The 14,704-nt window shown below is 71.0% G+C and carries 18 protein-coding genes and 3 pseudogenes; 7 read left to right on the top strand and 14 right to left on the bottom strand.

Annotated features, from left to right (window positions below):
• On the bottom strand, positions 1 to 715 hold a 715-nt coding region (locus tag FNH05_RS15915; protein ID WP_144588937.1), incomplete at its 3' end, for a response regulator transcription factor.
• Positions 712 to 1,779 carry a sensor histidine kinase gene (locus tag FNH05_RS15920; protein ID WP_144588939.1) on the bottom strand — a complete coding sequence of 356 codons (1,068 nt, stop codon included), beginning with the start codon at positions 1,777 to 1,779 and terminating at the stop codon, positions 712 to 714. The genes FNH05_RS15915 and FNH05_RS15920, both read right to left, overlap by 4 nt.
• A 188-nt stretch (positions 1,780 to 1,967) precedes the next feature.
• Between FNH05_RS15920 and FNH05_RS15925 the strand changes: the two genes are divergently transcribed.
• Together FNH05_RS15925 and FNH05_RS15930 are read left to right on the top strand one after the other, a co-directional pair.
• Positions 1,968 to 2,729: a matrixin family metalloprotease gene (locus FNH05_RS15925; RefSeq protein WP_144588941.1), complete on the top strand. Its 762-nt coding sequence runs from the start codon at positions 1,968 to 1,970 to the stop codon at positions 2,727 to 2,729.
• Between the two features lie 87 nt (positions 2,730 to 2,816).
• Complete coding sequence (locus FNH05_RS15930; RefSeq protein WP_246127767.1) at positions 2,817 to 4,337, top strand: MDR family MFS transporter; 1,521 nt, start codon at positions 2,817 to 2,819, stop codon at positions 4,335 to 4,337.
• Positions 4,338 to 4,343: 6 nt separating this feature from the next.
• On the opposite strand, the gene FNH05_RS15935 is transcribed toward FNH05_RS15930, so the two are convergent.
• Complete coding sequence (locus FNH05_RS15935) at positions 4,344 to 4,577, bottom strand: dodecin (RefSeq protein WP_144588945.1); 234 nt, start codon at positions 4,575 to 4,577, stop codon at positions 4,344 to 4,346.
• Between the two features lie 269 nt (positions 4,578 to 4,846).
• Here FNH05_RS15935 and FNH05_RS15940 point away from each other — a divergent pair, with 269 nt between their 5' ends.
• Positions 4,847 to 5,470 (top strand): class I SAM-dependent methyltransferase, encoded by a 624-nt coding sequence (locus FNH05_RS15940; protein ID WP_246127768.1) that lies wholly within the window; start codon positions 4,847 to 4,849, stop codon positions 5,468 to 5,470.
• Between the two features lie 6 nt (positions 5,471 to 5,476).
• Here the strand turns inward: FNH05_RS15940 and FNH05_RS15945 are convergent, their stop codons facing one another.
• On the bottom strand, positions 5,477 to 6,256 hold the full coding sequence (locus FNH05_RS15945; RefSeq protein WP_144588949.1) for an HpcH/HpaI aldolase/citrate lyase family protein: 780 nt from the start codon (positions 6,254 to 6,256) through the stop codon (positions 5,477 to 5,479).
• Complete coding sequence (locus tag FNH05_RS15950; RefSeq protein WP_144588951.1) at positions 6,253 to 7,086, bottom strand: HTD2 family dehydratase; 834 nt, start codon at positions 7,084 to 7,086, stop codon at positions 6,253 to 6,255. Before FNH05_RS15950 ends, FNH05_RS15945 begins: the two co-directional genes overlap by 4 nt.
• 124 nt (positions 7,087 to 7,210) lie before the next feature.
• Between FNH05_RS15950 and FNH05_RS39755 the strand changes: the two are divergent.
• From FNH05_RS39755 to FNH05_RS15960, 3 genes and pseudogenes are all read left to right on the top strand, one after another.
• Positions 7,211 to 7,396 (top strand): annotated as a pseudogene (locus FNH05_RS39755) (acyl-CoA dehydrogenase family protein); the annotation flags it as partial.
• A 6-nt stretch (positions 7,397 to 7,402) separates the two neighbouring features.
• Positions 7,403 to 7,657: pseudogene (locus FNH05_RS39295) on the top strand (acyl-CoA dehydrogenase family protein); the annotation flags it as partial.
• Positions 7,657 to 8,388 carry a GntR family transcriptional regulator gene (locus FNH05_RS15960; RefSeq protein WP_144588955.1) on the top strand — a complete coding sequence of 244 codons (732 nt, stop codon included), beginning with the start codon at positions 7,657 to 7,659 and terminating at the stop codon, positions 8,386 to 8,388. The pseudogene FNH05_RS39295 and the gene FNH05_RS15960, both read left to right, overlap by 1 nt.
• Before the next feature lie 2 nt (positions 8,389 to 8,390).
• Here the strand turns inward: FNH05_RS15960 and FNH05_RS15965 are convergent, their stop codons facing one another.
• The 3 genes from FNH05_RS15965 to FNH05_RS15975 are packed head-to-tail and all read right to left on the bottom strand — an operon-like array spanning position 8,391 to position 9,523.
• Positions 8,391 to 8,678: a DUF202 domain-containing protein gene (locus tag FNH05_RS15965; protein WP_144588957.1), complete on the bottom strand. Its 288-nt coding sequence runs from the start codon at positions 8,676 to 8,678 to the stop codon at positions 8,391 to 8,393.
• Complete coding sequence (locus FNH05_RS15970) at positions 8,675 to 9,037, bottom strand: YidH family protein (protein ID WP_342781564.1); 363 nt, start codon at positions 9,035 to 9,037, stop codon at positions 8,675 to 8,677. Before FNH05_RS15970 ends, FNH05_RS15965 begins: the two co-directional genes overlap by 4 nt.
• A 54-nt stretch (positions 9,038 to 9,091) precedes the next feature.
• Positions 9,092 to 9,523: a low affinity iron permease family protein gene (locus FNH05_RS15975; protein ID WP_144588959.1), complete on the bottom strand. Its 432-nt coding sequence runs from the start codon at positions 9,521 to 9,523 to the stop codon at positions 9,092 to 9,094.
• Between the two features lie 109 nt (positions 9,524 to 9,632).
• Here FNH05_RS15975 and FNH05_RS15980 point away from each other — a divergent pair, with 109 nt between their 5' ends.
• Complete coding sequence (locus tag FNH05_RS15980) at positions 9,633 to 10,181, top strand: hemerythrin domain-containing protein (RefSeq protein ID WP_144588961.1); 549 nt, start codon at positions 9,633 to 9,635, stop codon at positions 10,179 to 10,181.
• A gap of 14 nt (positions 10,182 to 10,195) precedes the next feature.
• On the opposite strand, the gene FNH05_RS15985 is transcribed toward FNH05_RS15980, so the two are convergent.
• The 6 genes and pseudogenes from FNH05_RS15985 to FNH05_RS38085 form a co-directional block, all read right to left on the bottom strand.
• Complete coding sequence (locus FNH05_RS15985; protein ID WP_144588963.1) at positions 10,196 to 10,399, bottom strand: hypothetical protein; 204 nt, start codon at positions 10,397 to 10,399, stop codon at positions 10,196 to 10,198.
• Positions 10,400 to 10,613: 214 nt separating this feature from the next.
• Positions 10,614 to 11,606, bottom strand: a complete 993-nt coding sequence (nrfD, locus tag FNH05_RS15990; RefSeq protein WP_144588965.1) for an NrfD/PsrC family molybdoenzyme membrane anchor subunit — start codon at positions 11,604 to 11,606, stop codon at positions 10,614 to 10,616.
• Positions 11,603 to 12,622, bottom strand: coding sequence for a 4Fe-4S dicluster domain-containing protein (locus FNH05_RS15995; protein WP_144588967.1), 1,020 nt, complete (start codon positions 12,620 to 12,622; stop codon positions 11,603 to 11,605). The genes nrfD and FNH05_RS15995 overlap by 4 nt, the downstream gene beginning before the upstream one ends.
• A 241-nt stretch (positions 12,623 to 12,863) precedes the next feature.
• A complete protein-coding gene (locus tag FNH05_RS16000; protein ID WP_144588968.1) occupies positions 12,864 to 13,109 on the bottom strand; it encodes a hypothetical protein in 246 nt (81 codons plus the stop codon).
• Positions 13,110 to 13,541: 432 nt separating this feature from the next.
• Positions 13,542 to 14,312 (bottom strand): enoyl-CoA hydratase/isomerase family protein, encoded by a 771-nt coding sequence (locus tag FNH05_RS16005; RefSeq protein WP_144588970.1) that lies wholly within the window; start codon positions 14,310 to 14,312, stop codon positions 13,542 to 13,544.
• 127 nt (positions 14,313 to 14,439) lie between these two features.
• Positions 14,440 to 14,704 (bottom strand): annotated as a pseudogene (locus tag FNH05_RS38085) (hypothetical protein); the annotation flags it as partial.

Below are 14,704 nucleotides of genomic sequence, written 5' to 3' on the forward strand. Positions count from 1 at the left end.
CCCCCGGAGTGCCGGCACCCGCCACGTAGCGGTACCCCACTCCCCGGACGGCGCGGATCGGCGAATTCGCGCTGTCCCAGCCCAGCTTCCGGCGCAGCCGCAGCACCGCGAACTTCACCCGCTCCGGGCCGATGCCCGACGGGTCGTCCCAGGCGTGCGCGAGCAGCTGCGTCGCCGACAGCACGGCCCCGCGGTGCCGGACCAGGGTGCGCAGTAACCGGAACTCGATGTTGGTCAACTCGGCCGTGCGCGGCCCGGCGGGCGACGCCACCGACACCAGCCGGGTCCGCCCGTCGATCCGCACCACCCCGTCGTCGAAATCGTCACCCCACGATCCGGGCGGGCGGCGCGGTGCGCCGGCGCGGCGCAGCAGCGCCTCCGCCCGGGCCAGAAGTTCTTCGTTCGCAAAGGGTTTCGTCACGTAGTCGTCGGCGCCCGCGCGCAGCCCGCGCACCTTGTCGGTCTGCCCGGCATGCGCCGAGAGCACCAGCACCGGTATCTCGCCCAGGTCCCGGATGTGCTCCAGCACCGTCCAGCCGTCCAGCAACGGCAGTTCGATGTCGAGCACCACCAGGTCCGGACGCTGCTCGCGGACCAGCCGCAGCCCCGAACGCCCGTCCGCCGCACCGCAGAAGGCATACCCGGCCCGTTCGAACAGCAGCCTGAGCGCGAAGGTGATGTCGGGCTCGTCCTCGATCGCCAGCACCTTTTTCACGAGCGGCCCTTCCCGTCTCGATGGTCGGAGGGAAGCACGATCCGCACGGTCGTGCCCACGTCGAGCACGCTGACCACCTCGAGAGTGCCGCCGTGCGACTCCACCAGTTCCTTCGACACCGCAAGGCCGAGCCCGCTGCCCGAGATCCCGGCGAGTACCGCGTTGGATCCCCGTTCGAAACCGCGGGTGATCCGGTCCAGTTCCTCGGCCGGGATGCCCATCCCCGAGTCGGCGACCTCGATCGTCCACCGGTCTTCGGTGCAGGCGGCCTCCACCCGGACACGGCTGTTGGCGGCCCCGTACTTCACGGCGTTGCCGAGCACGTTGCCCAGCACCTGGTGCAGCCGCGCCGGGTCGCCCGCGACTGGTGGCCCGGCCGAGGTCACGCACCGCAACTCGATCCCGCGCTCGGCGGACTCCGGGCCACGGTCGACCACCGCGGCCCGGACCAGCGAGGGCACGTCCACCTCCACGAACCGCAGCGGTAACCGCCTGCTCTCCAACCGGGCAAGCAGCAGGAGATCGTCGACCAGGCGCAGCAGCCGCTCGGCGTTGCGGTTGATCGCCTCGGCCGCCGAACGCTGATCCACGCTCAGCGGGCCGAGCCGTGCGTCCGCGAGCAACTCGGCGAAGCTGAGCAACGCCGTCAACGGCGTGTGAAACTCGTGCGCCACCGTGGCGAGCAGGTGGTTCTGCTGTTCCGCCGGGCAGGGCGGCTCGGTGAACAGCCACAGCGCGCCCAGTTCGCTGTCCGTGCCGGGCAGCGGTTCCCGCGTGGAGACCACCCGGTTCGCCCCGAGATCGAGGACCTCGGAGCCCTGGCCGCGTTCCCGGACCGCCGCGAGCCGCCGGTAGGCGCTCTCCTCGTCCCGGCAGCGCGCCGCGATCGCCTTCAGCGCCGCGTCTTCCGGCGCGCCCCGCCACTGCCGGACCCCGGTGCCGGACAGCTCCCCGAAGGTGCCGTTGGCGAACACCAGACATCCCCGGCGGTCGATGACCAGCGCTGCGGCGGGTGCCGCGGCCGCAGCCGCGGCACCGGGGTCGTGATCGCTCGGTCCCGGCACGGGCGCTCTCCCTCGGTGATCCCTGACAGAGCCCGACCGTACGGCCCTTCCGTCACCACATCCGCACGGCGCGGCTACCGAACGGCACCTCAACGGCACACCGGACAGCACCGGGTCACCTCGAAGCTGGAGACAGGCGCCGAACCGCCGTGAGCCCGAAATCCCCTTTGCCCGCCCAGGAAGGACGGATGATGCCGCGCAAGACGCTGCCACTGGTCCTGGTGATCGTGCTGTGCACGTTCGCGACGGGCCTGCACGCCTCGCGGGGTGTGCGGATCGTGGTGGTGGCGGAGGCGATCCTCGCCGGGACCCCGGCCGCCGCGGCACTGGCCTCCTTCGACGCCAGGGATGCCTGCACCGACCCGGCCTACGCCCTCGCGCCCTGGCATCTGACCGGCCCCTATCAGTGGTACTACAACCCGGCGGGCGCGCCGCCCGAGGTCGCCGACACCGCCCTGCCCACGATCCAGACCGCGACGCAGACCGTGCTGGCCGGGCACAACCGGTGCGGCCTTCCCGCCGCGCTCGGCACCTCGCAGCGCTACCTCGGCACCACCACCCGCACCGCCGGGATCAGCCCGTCCGGGGCGTGCACCGGCGACGACGGCTACAGCGTGACCAGCTGGGGCCGGCTCCCGCCCTCGTACCTGGCCTACACCTGCGTGTACTACAACGCTTCGACCGGAGCGGTGCTGTCGTCCGACCTGATGATCGACAACAGCGTGCACCACTGGTTCACTACCCCGCCCGCCGCCTGCCTCGGCGCCTACGACCTGCAGAGCGTGGCGACCCACGAGCGCGGGCACACGGCCGGGCTCGCCCACGTCGACCAGTCGCAGCACGGGACGGAGACGATGAGCCCGGCCACCCGGCCGTGCGACACCACGGAACGGCTCCTGGCACTGGGCGACCTGACCGGCCTCAAGAAGCTGTATGCCACCTCCGGCTGACCCCCCGGTGATCCCCGCACGGGAATGATTCGCCTGGCGAACGAGTTGCTGCCCTTCGGTGAGGCCGACGGCAAAAGGGGGGCAACGGTGACAACGGTCCAGGGAGTCGGACTCCGCTCGGAACGCGGACCGGTACTGGCTTCGATCATGCTCAGCACCGGGCTGGTGGCGCTCGATTCGACCATCCTCGCCACGGCGGTGCCCTCGATCGTGCGGGACCTCGGCGGGTTCTCCCAGTTCCCGTGGCTGTTTTCGGTCTACCTGCTCACCCAGGCGGTCACCGTGCCGCTGTACGGGAAGTTCGCTGACTCGTTCGGGCGCAAACCGCTGATGGTGTTCGGCATCGTGGTGTTCCTGATCGGCTCGGTGCTGTGCGGCGCGGCGTGGAGCATGCCCACGCTGATCCTCGCGCGAGCGGTGCAGGGCATCGGCGCCGGTGCCGTCCAGCCCATGAGCATCACCATGGTGGGCGACCTGTACACGGTCGAGGAACGCGCCCGCGTCCAGGGTTACGTCGCGAGCGTGTGGGGCGTCGCCTCCGTGGTCGGTCCCACCCTCGGCGGGCTGTTCTCGCAGTATTCGTCCTGGCGGCTGATCTTCTTCGTCAACCTTCCGCTCGGCGCCCTCGCCCTGTGGATGCTCGCCCGGCACTTCACCGAAAACGTGCCCCGCCGCCCGCACCGCGTCGACTACCCCGGCGCCGCCCTGCTCACCGCCGGTTTCACGCTGGTCATCCTCGGGCTGCTCGAAGGCGGTGTCGCCTGGCGGTGGCAGTCCGCGCCGAGCGTGGTGATCTTCGTACTGGCCGCGGTGGCCCTGATCGCGTTCTTCTTCGCCGAGCGCCGGGCCACCGAACCCGTCCTCCCGTTGTGGGTGTTCGGGCGCCGCGTCCTGGCCGGCGGCAATCTCGTCGCGCTCACCGTCGGTGCACTGACCATCGGCCTCAGCTCCTACCTGCCGACCTACGTCGAAGGGGTGCTCGGCACCGACGCCGTGGTCGCCGGGTTCGCCCTCGCCGCGCTCACCCTCGGCTGGCCGCTTTCCGCCAGTTTCGCCGGACGGCTCTACCTGCGCATCGGCTTCCGCGACACCGCGCTGATCGGCGGCGGGCTCGTGCTGACCGGCGCCGTACTGACCGCCACCCTGCTCGGTACGCACACCCCGGTGCCCGCCGTCGCGGGCGCGGCGTTCGTGCTCGGCGCCGGACTCGGCCTGTTCTCCAGCCCCACACTGGTGGCCGTGCAGTCGGTGGTCGGCTGGGCCCGGCGCGGCGTGGTCACGGGGACGAACATGTTCAGCCGCTCGCTCGGCAGCGCGGTGGGGGTCGCGGTCTTCGGCGCCATCGCCAATGCCACCCTGGCCGACCGCTTCGCCCACCCGCCGGCACCGGTCGCCGGACGGCTCCCGGACGGCGTCGACGCGACCAGTCTCGTCCTCGGCGGGCATGCCCAGGCGGAGGTGCCCGCGGTGGCCGGATACGTCCGCGACTCCCTGGCGGCGGCGACTCACCACGTCTTCGTGAGCCTGGTGGTCGTGGCCGTGCTCGGCACCGCGGCGCTGCTGCTCATTCCCCGGCGCACCCAGCCGCTGTCCTTCGACGGGGACTGACCCTGCTCATCCGGATTCTTCGGACTCCCCGGGTTCCTCGAGCCGGAAACCGACCTTCATGCCCACCTGGAAGTGCCCCACGGCACCGTTCTCCAGGTGGCCCCGGATCTCGGTGACCTCGAACCAGTCGAGCTCGCGCAGGGTCTGCGCGGCACGCTCGATCCCGCCGCGGATCGCGTCTTCGATGCTCTCGCCGGAAGAGCCCACGATCTCGGTGACGCGATAGGTGTGACCGGCCATTGTCGAACCTCCTTGAGTCGCTCCTCCTTCGGCGGGCGCCTTCTGGTCATTGTCGGGCCGTCTCTGCCGTCCCGCTCGCGACGTCCACCGGGAAGGGCGCGGCCGCCGTGGTGAACGGGGCGATTCGCTGCCGAAGGAACAGGCACAGCACCGCGGCGAGCACGATGTCCAGACCGTGGCCATGCCCCTCGCCGGAGGTTCACCGGAACGCCGCAGTGGTTATCCTGCGGCTGCCGCCACCACCGAGCAGCCACCGGAACGAGGACGCCGTGAAGCATTCCGTGTTCGCCAGGGTCTACCCCCGGCTCGCCACCTGGGCCGAAGCGGCGGGCGCGGCGGAACACCGCCGGGAACTGCTCGCCGGCGCCACCGGCCGCGTGATCGAAATCGGCGCCGGGCACGGGGCGAACTTCCCGCACTATCCCGCCACGGTGACCGAGGTGCTGGCAGTCGAACCGGAGCCGACCCTGCGGGCACGGGCCGAACGGGCGGCACGATCCGCCCCGATACCGGTGACCGTCGCCGATGGCACGGCCGAGGCGTTGCCCACCGCCGGCTCCTCGTTCGATGTCGCGGTCACGTCGCTGGTGCTGTGTTCGGTGCGGGACGTGCCCACGGCGCTGGCGGAGATCCGGCGCGTGCTGCGCGAGGACGGGGAACTGCGGTTCTACGAACACATCCGCTCCCATGACCGGCATTTCGCGCGGTACCAGCGGTTCGCCGACGTGCTGTGGCCCCATTTCTCCGGTGGCTGCCACCTGGTGCGCCCGACCGACGAGACGATCGCCGAGTCCGGCTTCACCGTGACCGAGGCACGCTACCTCCGCTTCCCGGCACCGGCGGTCCCGATGTCACCGCACGTGCTCGGCAGGGCACGGATCACCGGCGACTGAACCCCGTCATCCCCGCGCGAGCAGCCGTCGCGCGCGTTCGAGCACCGGCAGGTCCACCATCTGTCCGTCCACAGTAGACACCGAATCGGCGGCACCGACCACGCGCCTTGCCCAGTCCAGTTCCGCGTCCGTGGGTGCGAAACCCCGCGCCACCACGTCGATCTGCTTCGGATGGACACAGAGCTTCCCGCCGAAGCCGAGCCTTCGCGCGTGCTCGACGTCCGCCTCGAGCACGGCGGTTCCGGTCAGGTCGGTGGTCACCCCGTCCAGGGGCGGCGCGAGGCCGGCGGCCGCGCTGGCGATCACCAGCCGCGAGCGCGCGAAGGCCAGGGCCAGGGTGTCGTCGTGGCGGACACCGAGTTCGGTGGCCAGGTCGACGCTGCCGAACGCGACCCGGACGACGTTGCCCGCGCGGCAGACCGCCGTGGCGTCTTCGATCCCGGAAGCGGTTTCCACCAGCGGGATCACCGGCAGGCCGAGCGCGGCGATGGCCCGCGGATCCTCGGCCTTCGGCAGCATCACCGGGCACCGGTGCGCCCTGGCGACCTCCAGGTCGTCCTCGTACCACGGAGTGCCCGGCGGGTTGATCCGCACCACGGCCTCGCCGCCCGCCGACAGCCACGAGGCGACGGCGGCTCGCGCCTTTTCCTTGTCTGCTTCGGCGACCGCGTCTTCCAGATCCAGGATCACCGCGCCGGCCCCGGAGGCCGCGGCCTTGCCGAAGCGTTCCGGCCGGTGGCCCGGCACGAACAGGACCGTGACGAGCTGAGCGAGCGCGCTGGTCACGCGAACCCCACTTCGGCCGTGGCGTGGCGGTCTTCACGAGCGGTGGCGACCCGCAGACCTGCCCCTTCCAGGCCCGGGGATCCCAGCAACCGCAGGTGCTCCCCGGCGAAAACCGGCCTGCGGAGCCGGAACGCGACCGACCGCACCGGCCGGTCGCGGACCAGTTCCAGCATCAGCAGCACCAGCAGCGGGCCGTGCACGACCAGTCCCGGATAGCCTTCCACGTCCCGCACGTACGGCTCGTCGTAGTGGATGCGGTGGGCGTTCGCGGTCAGCGCGCTGAACCGGAAGAGCAGGCGGGTGTCCGGCCGCAGCTCCTTCTGCCAGCGCTCGTCGGCCGCGGGAGCTTCGGTGGTGCTCCTGGTCAGCATCGCCTTGCGGCGCTCGTCCTCGCCGGAGCGGTAGACGACATCCTGGTCCTCCACGAGCCGCAGCCGCCCACCCTGGCTGATCTCGTGGCGCACGGTCACGAACACCATCTCGCCGGTACTGCCCTGCTTGACCGTGACCTCGCCCAGCCGGCTCACCCGCTCGGCCTCCACGCCGAGTTCGAGCGGCTCCCGCACCTTCAGCCTGCCCCCGGCGATCATCCGGCGCCGGTCCGGGATCGGCGGGAGGAAGTGGCCCTCGCGGGGATGGCCGTCCTCGCCGAGTTCGCGCTGCAAGGGCCAGTCGAGGAAGTACAACCAGTGCCACAGCGGCGGGAGCGGTCCCGCCGGGATCGGCTGGTCGAGCACCGCCGACATCGCGGCGACCGGTCCGGGCAGCATGTCGTCGACGGTGGTGACCGGTTCCGGCCGCCAGGACTCCAGATGCTCACCCAGCGCCATGTCGCTCCCTCGATTCGGCCGCACAAAGGTCCCGGACAGTCTTGTTCGCAGCGACACCGATCGTCAAGCTTCCCTCTGCGGCAAGGTGTTGACCACGAATGTCCCATGGCCGTACAAATACGCAATGGGCACCCTCGACAGCCTCTCCGCGGACGAGCGGCTCATGGTCGAAACGATCCGCGCCTGGGTCGACGAACAGGTCCGGCCGGTGGTGCGGGAGCTGGAGCACGCCGACACCTACCCCGAGCGGCCGATCGACGAAATGAAGGCGCTGGGCGTCTTCGGCCTGGCCGTGCCCGAGGAGTTCGGCGGCACCGCCGCCCGCGAGGCCGACGCGGGGCGACGGGTGGACATGGAAGCGGGCATGGCCGAGCTTTTCGCCTCCGAAACCGCCCTGCAGATCGTGCTGGACGCGGTGCGCATCCACGGCGGGTACGGCTATTCGACCGGGTTCGACGTGGAGCGCTACTTCCGGGACGCACCGCTGGTGATCGTCGGGGAAGGCACCAACGAGATCCAGCGCGGTGTGATCGCCCGCCAGCTGGTCAGCCGCGGTGGTCTGGAAGTCTGATGCGGGAGAGCGCCTACCTGCGGCTGGCCCGGGAACTGCGGGAAGCCATCCTGCGTCACGAGTTCCCCGACGGCGTGCGCCTGCCCACGGAGGCCGAACTCGCCGGACAGCACGGGGTGAGCCGCCAGACGGTGCGGCGGGCCTTCCAGGACCTCGTCGCCGACGGGATCGTCCATCGCGTGCCGGGGCGCGGCACGTTCGCCGCCCCCGCCTCGGAGCGCTACCTGCGGCAGTTCGGGTCGATCGAGGACCTGATGGGCCTGTCACTGGACACGAGCATGCGCCTGGTGACGCCGCTGCACCGCAGGATCGACGTGGACGCGGCCGGCCGGCTGCGGCTGCCCACCGATGGCGTGCACCAGCTGGCCTTCCTCCGAGTGCACGAGAACGTCCCGTTCTGCCTGACCACGGTGTTCCTGCCGCCCGCGATCGGGAAGCTGCTCGAAGCGGTGCCGGAGGTGTCGGCTCCGGGCGCGCACAGCAGCGCGACCGTCATCGGCCTGCTGGAGGGCAGGCTGAAGGATCCGATCGTGGAGGCCGAGCAGAGCGTCACCGTCGGGCATGCCTCGGTGGAGGTCGCCGAACGCCTCGGGTGCGGACGGGATCGCGCGCTGCTCCGCATCGACCGGCTCTATCTTTCCTCGGCGGGCGTACCGGTCGAGCTCGCGATCAGCCACTTCCTCCCTGAGCACTACTCCTACCGTGTCCGGCTGCGGCGGCACCCGTCCTGAGCTCACCGGATGACCAGTTGGCCTGTGATGAGCAACCCGGCCGCCACCAGGGTCCCGGTGACCAGGAGCAGCTGCCGCCGGGGCGCGATGCCGCTCCGGACGGTGCGCGAGGTGAGCGCGGCGAACAGGGCGGTCAGGAAGGTGAAGCCCCCGGCGGCCAGTTCCAGCGGGGCGCGGACGACCGCGCCATGACGCACCAGCAGCACGGTCAGCACGGCCGCGCCGAGGGCCGTCCGGTGCCAGGCCAGTGCGGTCCGCTCGGGTTGCAGACCGGGATCACGGGGAGTCATAGCGGCCTGATCAGCACGACGAGCAGCACGACGAGGCCGGCCGCCGCGGCCACCCAGCCGATGACGATGGGCAGGCGGGTCGCCGGCAGTGGCTTCTGGGTGCGCATCGCCCACTGCACCCGGGCCCATCTCCGGTAGGAAAAGGCCGACAGCAGTGTGCCCGACAGGGCCAGCAGGGCGGCCAGGCCGGTCCGCAGCCCGGCGATGGTGAACGGCGGGACCAGCTGGGCCAGCACGATCGCGCCGCCCACGAGGGCCAGGCCGGTCCGCAGCCAGGCCAGGAAGGTGCGCTCGTTCGCCAGGGTGAACCGGTAGTCGGGGTCCTCACCCTCGTCGTACCACCGCCGGGGCATTCGCATGGCTGTGCACGCTAGCGGCCGCGGACCTGTCCTGCCCGGCGCCACCGGCGGAACTCACTCCTCGCCCTCAACGTAGCCACGGCTCCGTACCCGGTGCTGGTAGGCCTGGATATGCCGTTCCGGAGCTTCTTCGAGACCGATCAGCTCGAGGTTCTCGTCGGGGTCGTCGAGCTTCATGCGGCGCGCCAGTGCCGACAGCACCCGGCTCTGGACGTCGAGCTTGGCCTGCATCGCCCTGCCGTCCCGGTTCTGCGCGGATTGGATGACGAACACCATCAGGAACGTCACGATCGAGGTGACCGAGTTCAGGATGAGCTGATAGGGCTGGTTGTCCAGGCCGCCTCCGACGTAGAGCAACCCGGCCGACCAGGCCACCACCAGCAGGGTCGCGACGGCGATCACCGGTCCCCACCCCACCCAGGCGGTCACCTTCGTGACAACGCGGCTGCCGAAGGTGCTGCGGTCGGGCACGTGCCGGTGGTTCATTCGCCGGGTGTACCCGGGCAGGCGACGGCGGAACCGTGTGGGACGGCCTCGTCGCGGGTATCCCCAGCCCTGCGTCGGGACGACGGAGGACGACGAGGAGGAGGACAGAGTGGCGCAACAGAAGGATGTCGTGGCCCTGCTCAGGCAGCAGCATCAGGAGATCCGCAGGCTGTTCGGCGAGATCGAGCAGGCGACCGGCACCGAACGGACCGAGAGTTTCCGCAGCCTGGTGCGCCTGCTGTCGGTGCACGAAACCGCGGAAGAGGAACTGGTCCACCCCGAGGTGCGCAAGCTACCCGGCGGGGACAAGGTGGTGGAGGCGCGCCTGAGCGAGGAACGCCGGGCCAAGGAGTTGCTGGCCACGCTGGACGATATGGGCCCCGAGGCGGAAGGCTTCGACACGCTGCTCCGCGAACTGCGTGAAGATGTGCTCGCCCACGCCGCACACGAAGAACGCCAGGAGTTCCCCCTGCTGCACAAGGGTGTCGACGAGAAGCGCCGGATCGCCATGGCCGACACCGTCCGCGCCGCCGAGGCGATCGCTCCGACACACCCTCACCCCGGGGTGGAAGGCGCCGCGGCCAACGTGGTGCTGGGCACGCCGGTGGCGATCATGGACCGGGTGCGCGACGCGATCCGCAAGGCGGTCGGGGGCTGATCAGTCGCTGAGGATCAGTCGCTGAGGGCGTCCAGCGACCAGACCGCCATCAGAGCGGTTTCCAGGGCCGCGTCGAGCAGGTAGGTCCGGGAAATCCGGCCCGAGGGGGCGTAGCACAGGTCGATGGCGAGCAGCGTGGCGGCGGCGCCGAGGCCCAGTCGCCACGCCAGCCTCCGCCCTTTCTTCGTTCCGGCTGCCGACAACTGCGCCCAGTCCACGGCGACGAGCAGCCCGGCGACGGTCTGCTGCAGCCAGCGGTCGGCCTGCGCCCGAAGACCCGCTCAGAGCCCGCCAACGAGGTTGAAGGTGCCGTGCATGCGGGTGAGCAGCGCGCTGGCCCATCGTCGTTCCCTCGTTTCTGCCTCCTCGGCGGCAAGGGCTGTCCGGCAGGGTTTCCGCAGGCCCTGGCCGAGCCATCGATTCGAGCCTGCGCTACCCGGCGCCGCCCGCCGGTGCCCGGTCGTCTCCCCGGACGGGGATGCCCGCGTCAACCCGTTCCCGCTGCGGCACCACCACGTACTTCGGGTCCTTTGTGGACGCTACTCCGGCTTCGAAGACGGCGAAGCGCTGCAGGGCGCTACCGGCCAGCAGCGCCAGCCCGGACGCGACGGCAGCGGTCCGGCTGCGGCGGGCGAGGACGGTGCCTGCCGCACCCCCGGCGGTGAGCGCCTCCGCCCAGGACTTCAGCCGCCCGGCCCGGCCGGTCGAGTAGGCCTCGGCCGAAACCCCGGTTTGCCGGCCGAGCATCCGTGAGGCGGCGGTTTCCAGCAGCGCACCCACCACCGCCAGCCGCCGCGCAGGACCGGCCTGCGCCACGGGTGTCAGTGCCATGCCCAGCCCGCCCCCGCTCGCCGCGGCCGATCCGGTGAACACGAAGGGCAGGCAGGGGTGCGCCTCATGCCAGGCGGGCACCGCGGTCTGCGACAGCAGGACCGCCGTGTAGGACGCGACACCGGGGGCCACGGCCGCCGCCGCCAGCCCAGCGGGACGCGCCATCCGGCACAGCAGCCGGCCCGGCAAGGTTCGACGCAGGCCGCTCGGCACGAGTTCGGCCAGCCCACCGACACCGGCCCCCGGCCCGTAGGCGACCAGGATCCAGGTGCCCACGCTCATCGGAGAACTGGGTTTGGCCACTCTGAGCATGTGGTGGAACCGTTCCGGCCGCCCGAGATCGGCGATCAGCAGCACGGTGCTGACCACCAGGCTTCCCAGGGCGGCGAGTCTGCCCGTCCGGCGCAGGTCGGGGCGACCGGTGAGATCGGCGCCCGCCGCCAGCATCGCCGATCCCGCCGACAGCCCGCCCGTGAACAGGTAGGCCGGGATCTTCCATTCCCATACCGGGGTCTTCAACACGGCCCGGCCGTAATAGGACCGGAATTCCGCCGACGGTACGGCCGCCTGCCCGCGCTGTCCGTTGCGGCTCATCGCTTTCCCCTCCCCAGGAAGACCGACACGGCGGCGGCGACGAACGCCGAAGCGGCCATCCCCGCGTATTTCCACATCGACGCCAGGTCACGGGTCGGCACCACCGGATCCGGTGGCAGTCCGTAGACCTCCGGCTCGTCCAGCAGCAGGAAGAACGCGCCGGCACCACCCACCCCGTCCCCGGGGTCGTGACCGTACAGCCGGGCCTCGGCCACCCCGTCCTCGTGGAGCCGGGCCAGCCGCCGCGCCGCTCGCTCCCGCAGTTCGTCGAGCGGCCCGAACTGGATGGACTCGGTCGGGCAGGCCTTGGCGCAGGCCGGCTCGAGGCCGTCCCGCAAACGGTCGTAGCAGAGGGTGCACTTCCAGGCGCGCCCGTCGTGCTCCCGCCGGTCGATCACACCGTAAGGGCAACCGGAAACGCAGTAACCGCACCCGTTGCAGATGTCCTGCTGGACCACCACCGTGCCGAATTCCGTCCGGAACAGCGCGCCGGTGGGACAGACGTCCAGGCAACCCGCATGCGTGCAGTGCTTGCACACGTCGGAACTCATCAGCCACCGGAAGTCGGTGCGCGACTCGGCCCCGGTCGCGTCGCCCGGCCGCTCGAACCGGGGAAGGCCCAGATCGACCGGCGAGGTGCCCAGTTCCCCGCCGCCCCGCTCGGCCTGTTCGAGGGCGGAGGCCACGGTCCCCGCCGAGACCTCGCTGCCGGAGGGACCGGTGGGCAGGCCACCGAATCCCGCGTCCTGACCGCTCAGCGGCCGCGACTGTTCGATGAAGGCCACGTGACGCCAGGTGTCAGCCCCCAGAGAGCCCGTGTTGTCGAAGGACATGCCGAGCAGACTTAACCCGTCGTCGGGCACGTTGTTCCACTCCTTGCACGCCACCTCGCAGGCCTTGCAGCCGATGCAGACCGAGGTGTCGGTGAAGAACCCGACGCGGGGCGGATGTTCCTCGTGGCCGGCGTCGGCTGCCGGATCGGCGAGCGGCCCGAAAAGGCTGTGTTCGTCCCTCATCGCTCCTCCTCCGGCTCGGTTCGCCCGTCCTCCCGGCACCGAGGACACCGACCATCACCCCGGTGGCCGTCACCTCAGTGGTAGGCCCTGCGGACCCGGTCCACAACTCGGCCGCACCGAGCGCCGCCGGAAGGGGCATCGCCCGCTTGCGCCTTCCGGGCCCTCCTGGCCGCACGGCAGGCTGGAACCGCGCGGCGTCGCGAACCCGCCCGCGACTACCCCGGCCGCGCCCGGCCAAACCTCAGGCGCCCAGTTCCGCGATCCCGGTGTTCAGGATCTCGGCCTGTTCGCGGAGCGTGCGCTCCTCCGGCTCTCCCGTGCCGAGCCGCTGCCGCAGGTCCTCCCTGGTCGTGACGGTCATCGCCCCCGCGTGCCCGGGGAGCTGTTCCGGCGGCACCAGGAGGATCCGCCCGCCCTCCAGAACCAGACTCGCTCCGTCCCCGGCTTCCAGGAGCTTCCGCAGATCCGCGACGGTCACCTTGCTCATGCCCGGCACATACCCGCCACCGGCCCGGGTTATGCGCGGCGACGGACGTCCGCCGGGCACAGCGGAGATAACAAGATCGAGTTATCAAACACCAGAGCGACCGCGGAGTGCTTATTCCACGCGCCGGAATCGCCGTAGAACCGACTGTACCCGGCGCCGGAGATCTGTAAATCTATCTTTCGGTAGATGTTGCGACACCCGGCCGACTCATACGATGACAGCACGGATCCTCGTCTGTCCTAAGACGACGGTGACGCGAAACTCCGTCAGACAAGGAGGAAGCCGATGACACTTTTCCTGACATACGAGAAAAAAGAACGACTTCACAGGGCGGTGGCAGGCGTGCTCACCCGGGTCCGCCGGCTCGCGGCCCGCGGACCCGGAACCGGCATTCAGCGGGATCGTCCCCCGCCGCCGGTGACGCGAACGGCATCAGCGGCCGGTGAAGGCGGCCTTGCCCGGCCCTTCGGCGAGGAACGATCGGACCGCGGACCGCAGGTCTTCGGTGCGGTACAACTCGGCGGCGATCGAGGTGATGTGCTCGTTCGCCGCCGGCACCCCGCCGCGCTCGAAATGCGCGAGGACCTTCTTGGTGGCGGCATGGGCCCGGGTCGGACCGGTCGCAAGGCCGGTGGCGAAGGCGTGGGCCGCCCCGGCGAAGCCCTCGTCGGGCAGGACCCGGTTCACGACGTTCCACCGCTCGAGCGTGGCGGCCGGGTAACGGTCCCCGGTCATCACGAACTCCTTCGCGCGGCCCACCCCCGCCCTGGCGGCGAGCCGCTGCGTGCCGCCCATCGTCGGGGTCAGCCCCACCACCTTCTCCACCAGTCCGAAGCTCGCTCCTTCGGCGGCCAGAATGAGATCACAGGCGACCGCCACCTCGAAGGCCCACGTCAGGCACAGGCCATGTGCGGCGAAGACGGTCGGGAACTCGAGTGCGGCGATGCGGTTCGGCAGTTCCAGCATCCGGTCGAACAGGACCTTCGCCTGTTCCGGGGTCTTCTGCGCGGCGAAGTGGTGGACATCGACCCCACCGCTGACCACCTTGCCCTCGGCCCGGATCAGCAGAGCCCGGGTGTCCGGAGTCAACCGGTCCAAGGCGGCGTCCAGCTCGTCGTGCAGGTCGGGGGTGTAGAGATTCAACGGGCCCGCGGCGATGGTCAGCACGGCCAGCCCGGAGGGCTCGAGGTCCAGGTTCGTCACCCGCGCAGCCTATCCCGGCCTCCGGCACAGCTCTGGTGCCCTGCTGCCCCGGCCAAGGCGTGCAGCAAAGTCGGCGCGCGGGGGAGCCGCTGCCCGCACCCTCACGCCCACCACCTCGATCTCGGCCCTAAACCCGGCTGCCCGCCACCGGTGACCGGCGGCGGAAGGCGATGGTGGCGAGGGCGAACAGCACCCCCCACACCAGGAACCACAGATCCCACACGGCGACATGCCAGGTCAGCGCGGTCCGGTCGATCGCCGTGCCCGGGTCCATGGCGCCCGTCAGCACCAAGGCCCCCACCGCGACTAGCACCCCGCCGTAGACGATGAGGACGAATCCGATCAGTGCCGCGAGGATCAGCAACCACCGCGACCGGCCGCCCGTTCGCGCC

It is taken from the genome of Amycolatopsis rhizosphaerae, from assembly GCF_007713715.1.
Classification (GTDB): domain Bacteria; phylum Actinomycetota; class Actinomycetes; order Mycobacteriales; family Pseudonocardiaceae; genus Amycolatopsis_E; species Amycolatopsis_E rhizosphaerae.

What these genes read in the sequence shown, in the direction of transcription:
- FNH05_RS15965 (WP_144588957.1), bottom strand. Translation starts at nt 8,678, where the DNA reads ATGACTCCCCGTGATCCCGGTCTGCAACCCGAGCGGACCGCACTGGCC.
- FNH05_RS15975 (WP_144588959.1), bottom strand. Translation starts at nt 9,523, where the DNA reads ATGAACCACCGGCACGTGCCCGACCGCAGCACCTTCGGCAGCCGCGTT.
- FNH05_RS15935 (WP_144588945.1), bottom strand. Translation starts at nt 4,577, where the DNA reads ATGGCCGGTCACACCTATCGCGTCACCGAGATCGTGGGCTCTTCCGGC.
- FNH05_RS15925 (WP_144588941.1), top strand. Translation starts at nt 1,968, where the DNA reads ATGATGCCGCGCAAGACGCTGCCACTGGTCCTGGTGATCGTGCTGTGC.
- FNH05_RS15970 (WP_342781564.1), bottom strand. Translation starts at nt 9,037, where the DNA reads ATGCGAATGCCCCGGCGGTGGTACGACGAGGGTGAGGACCCCGACTAC.
- FNH05_RS15960 (WP_144588955.1), top strand. Translation starts at nt 7,657, where the DNA reads ATGCGGGAGAGCGCCTACCTGCGGCTGGCCCGGGAACTGCGGGAAGCC.
- FNH05_RS15950 (WP_144588951.1), bottom strand. Translation starts at nt 7,086, where the DNA reads ATGGCGCTGGGTGAGCATCTGGAGTCCTGGCGGCCGGAACCGGTCACC.
- FNH05_RS16000 (WP_144588968.1), bottom strand. Translation starts at nt 13,109, where the DNA reads ATGAGCAAGGTGACCGTCGCGGATCTGCGGAAGCTCCTGGAAGCCGGG.
- nrfD (WP_144588965.1), bottom strand. Translation starts at nt 11,606, where the DNA reads ATGAGCCGCAACGGACAGCGCGGGCAGGCGGCCGTACCGTCGGCGGAA.
- FNH05_RS15995 (WP_144588967.1), bottom strand. Translation starts at nt 12,622, where the DNA reads ATGAGGGACGAACACAGCCTTTTCGGGCCGCTCGCCGATCCGGCAGCC.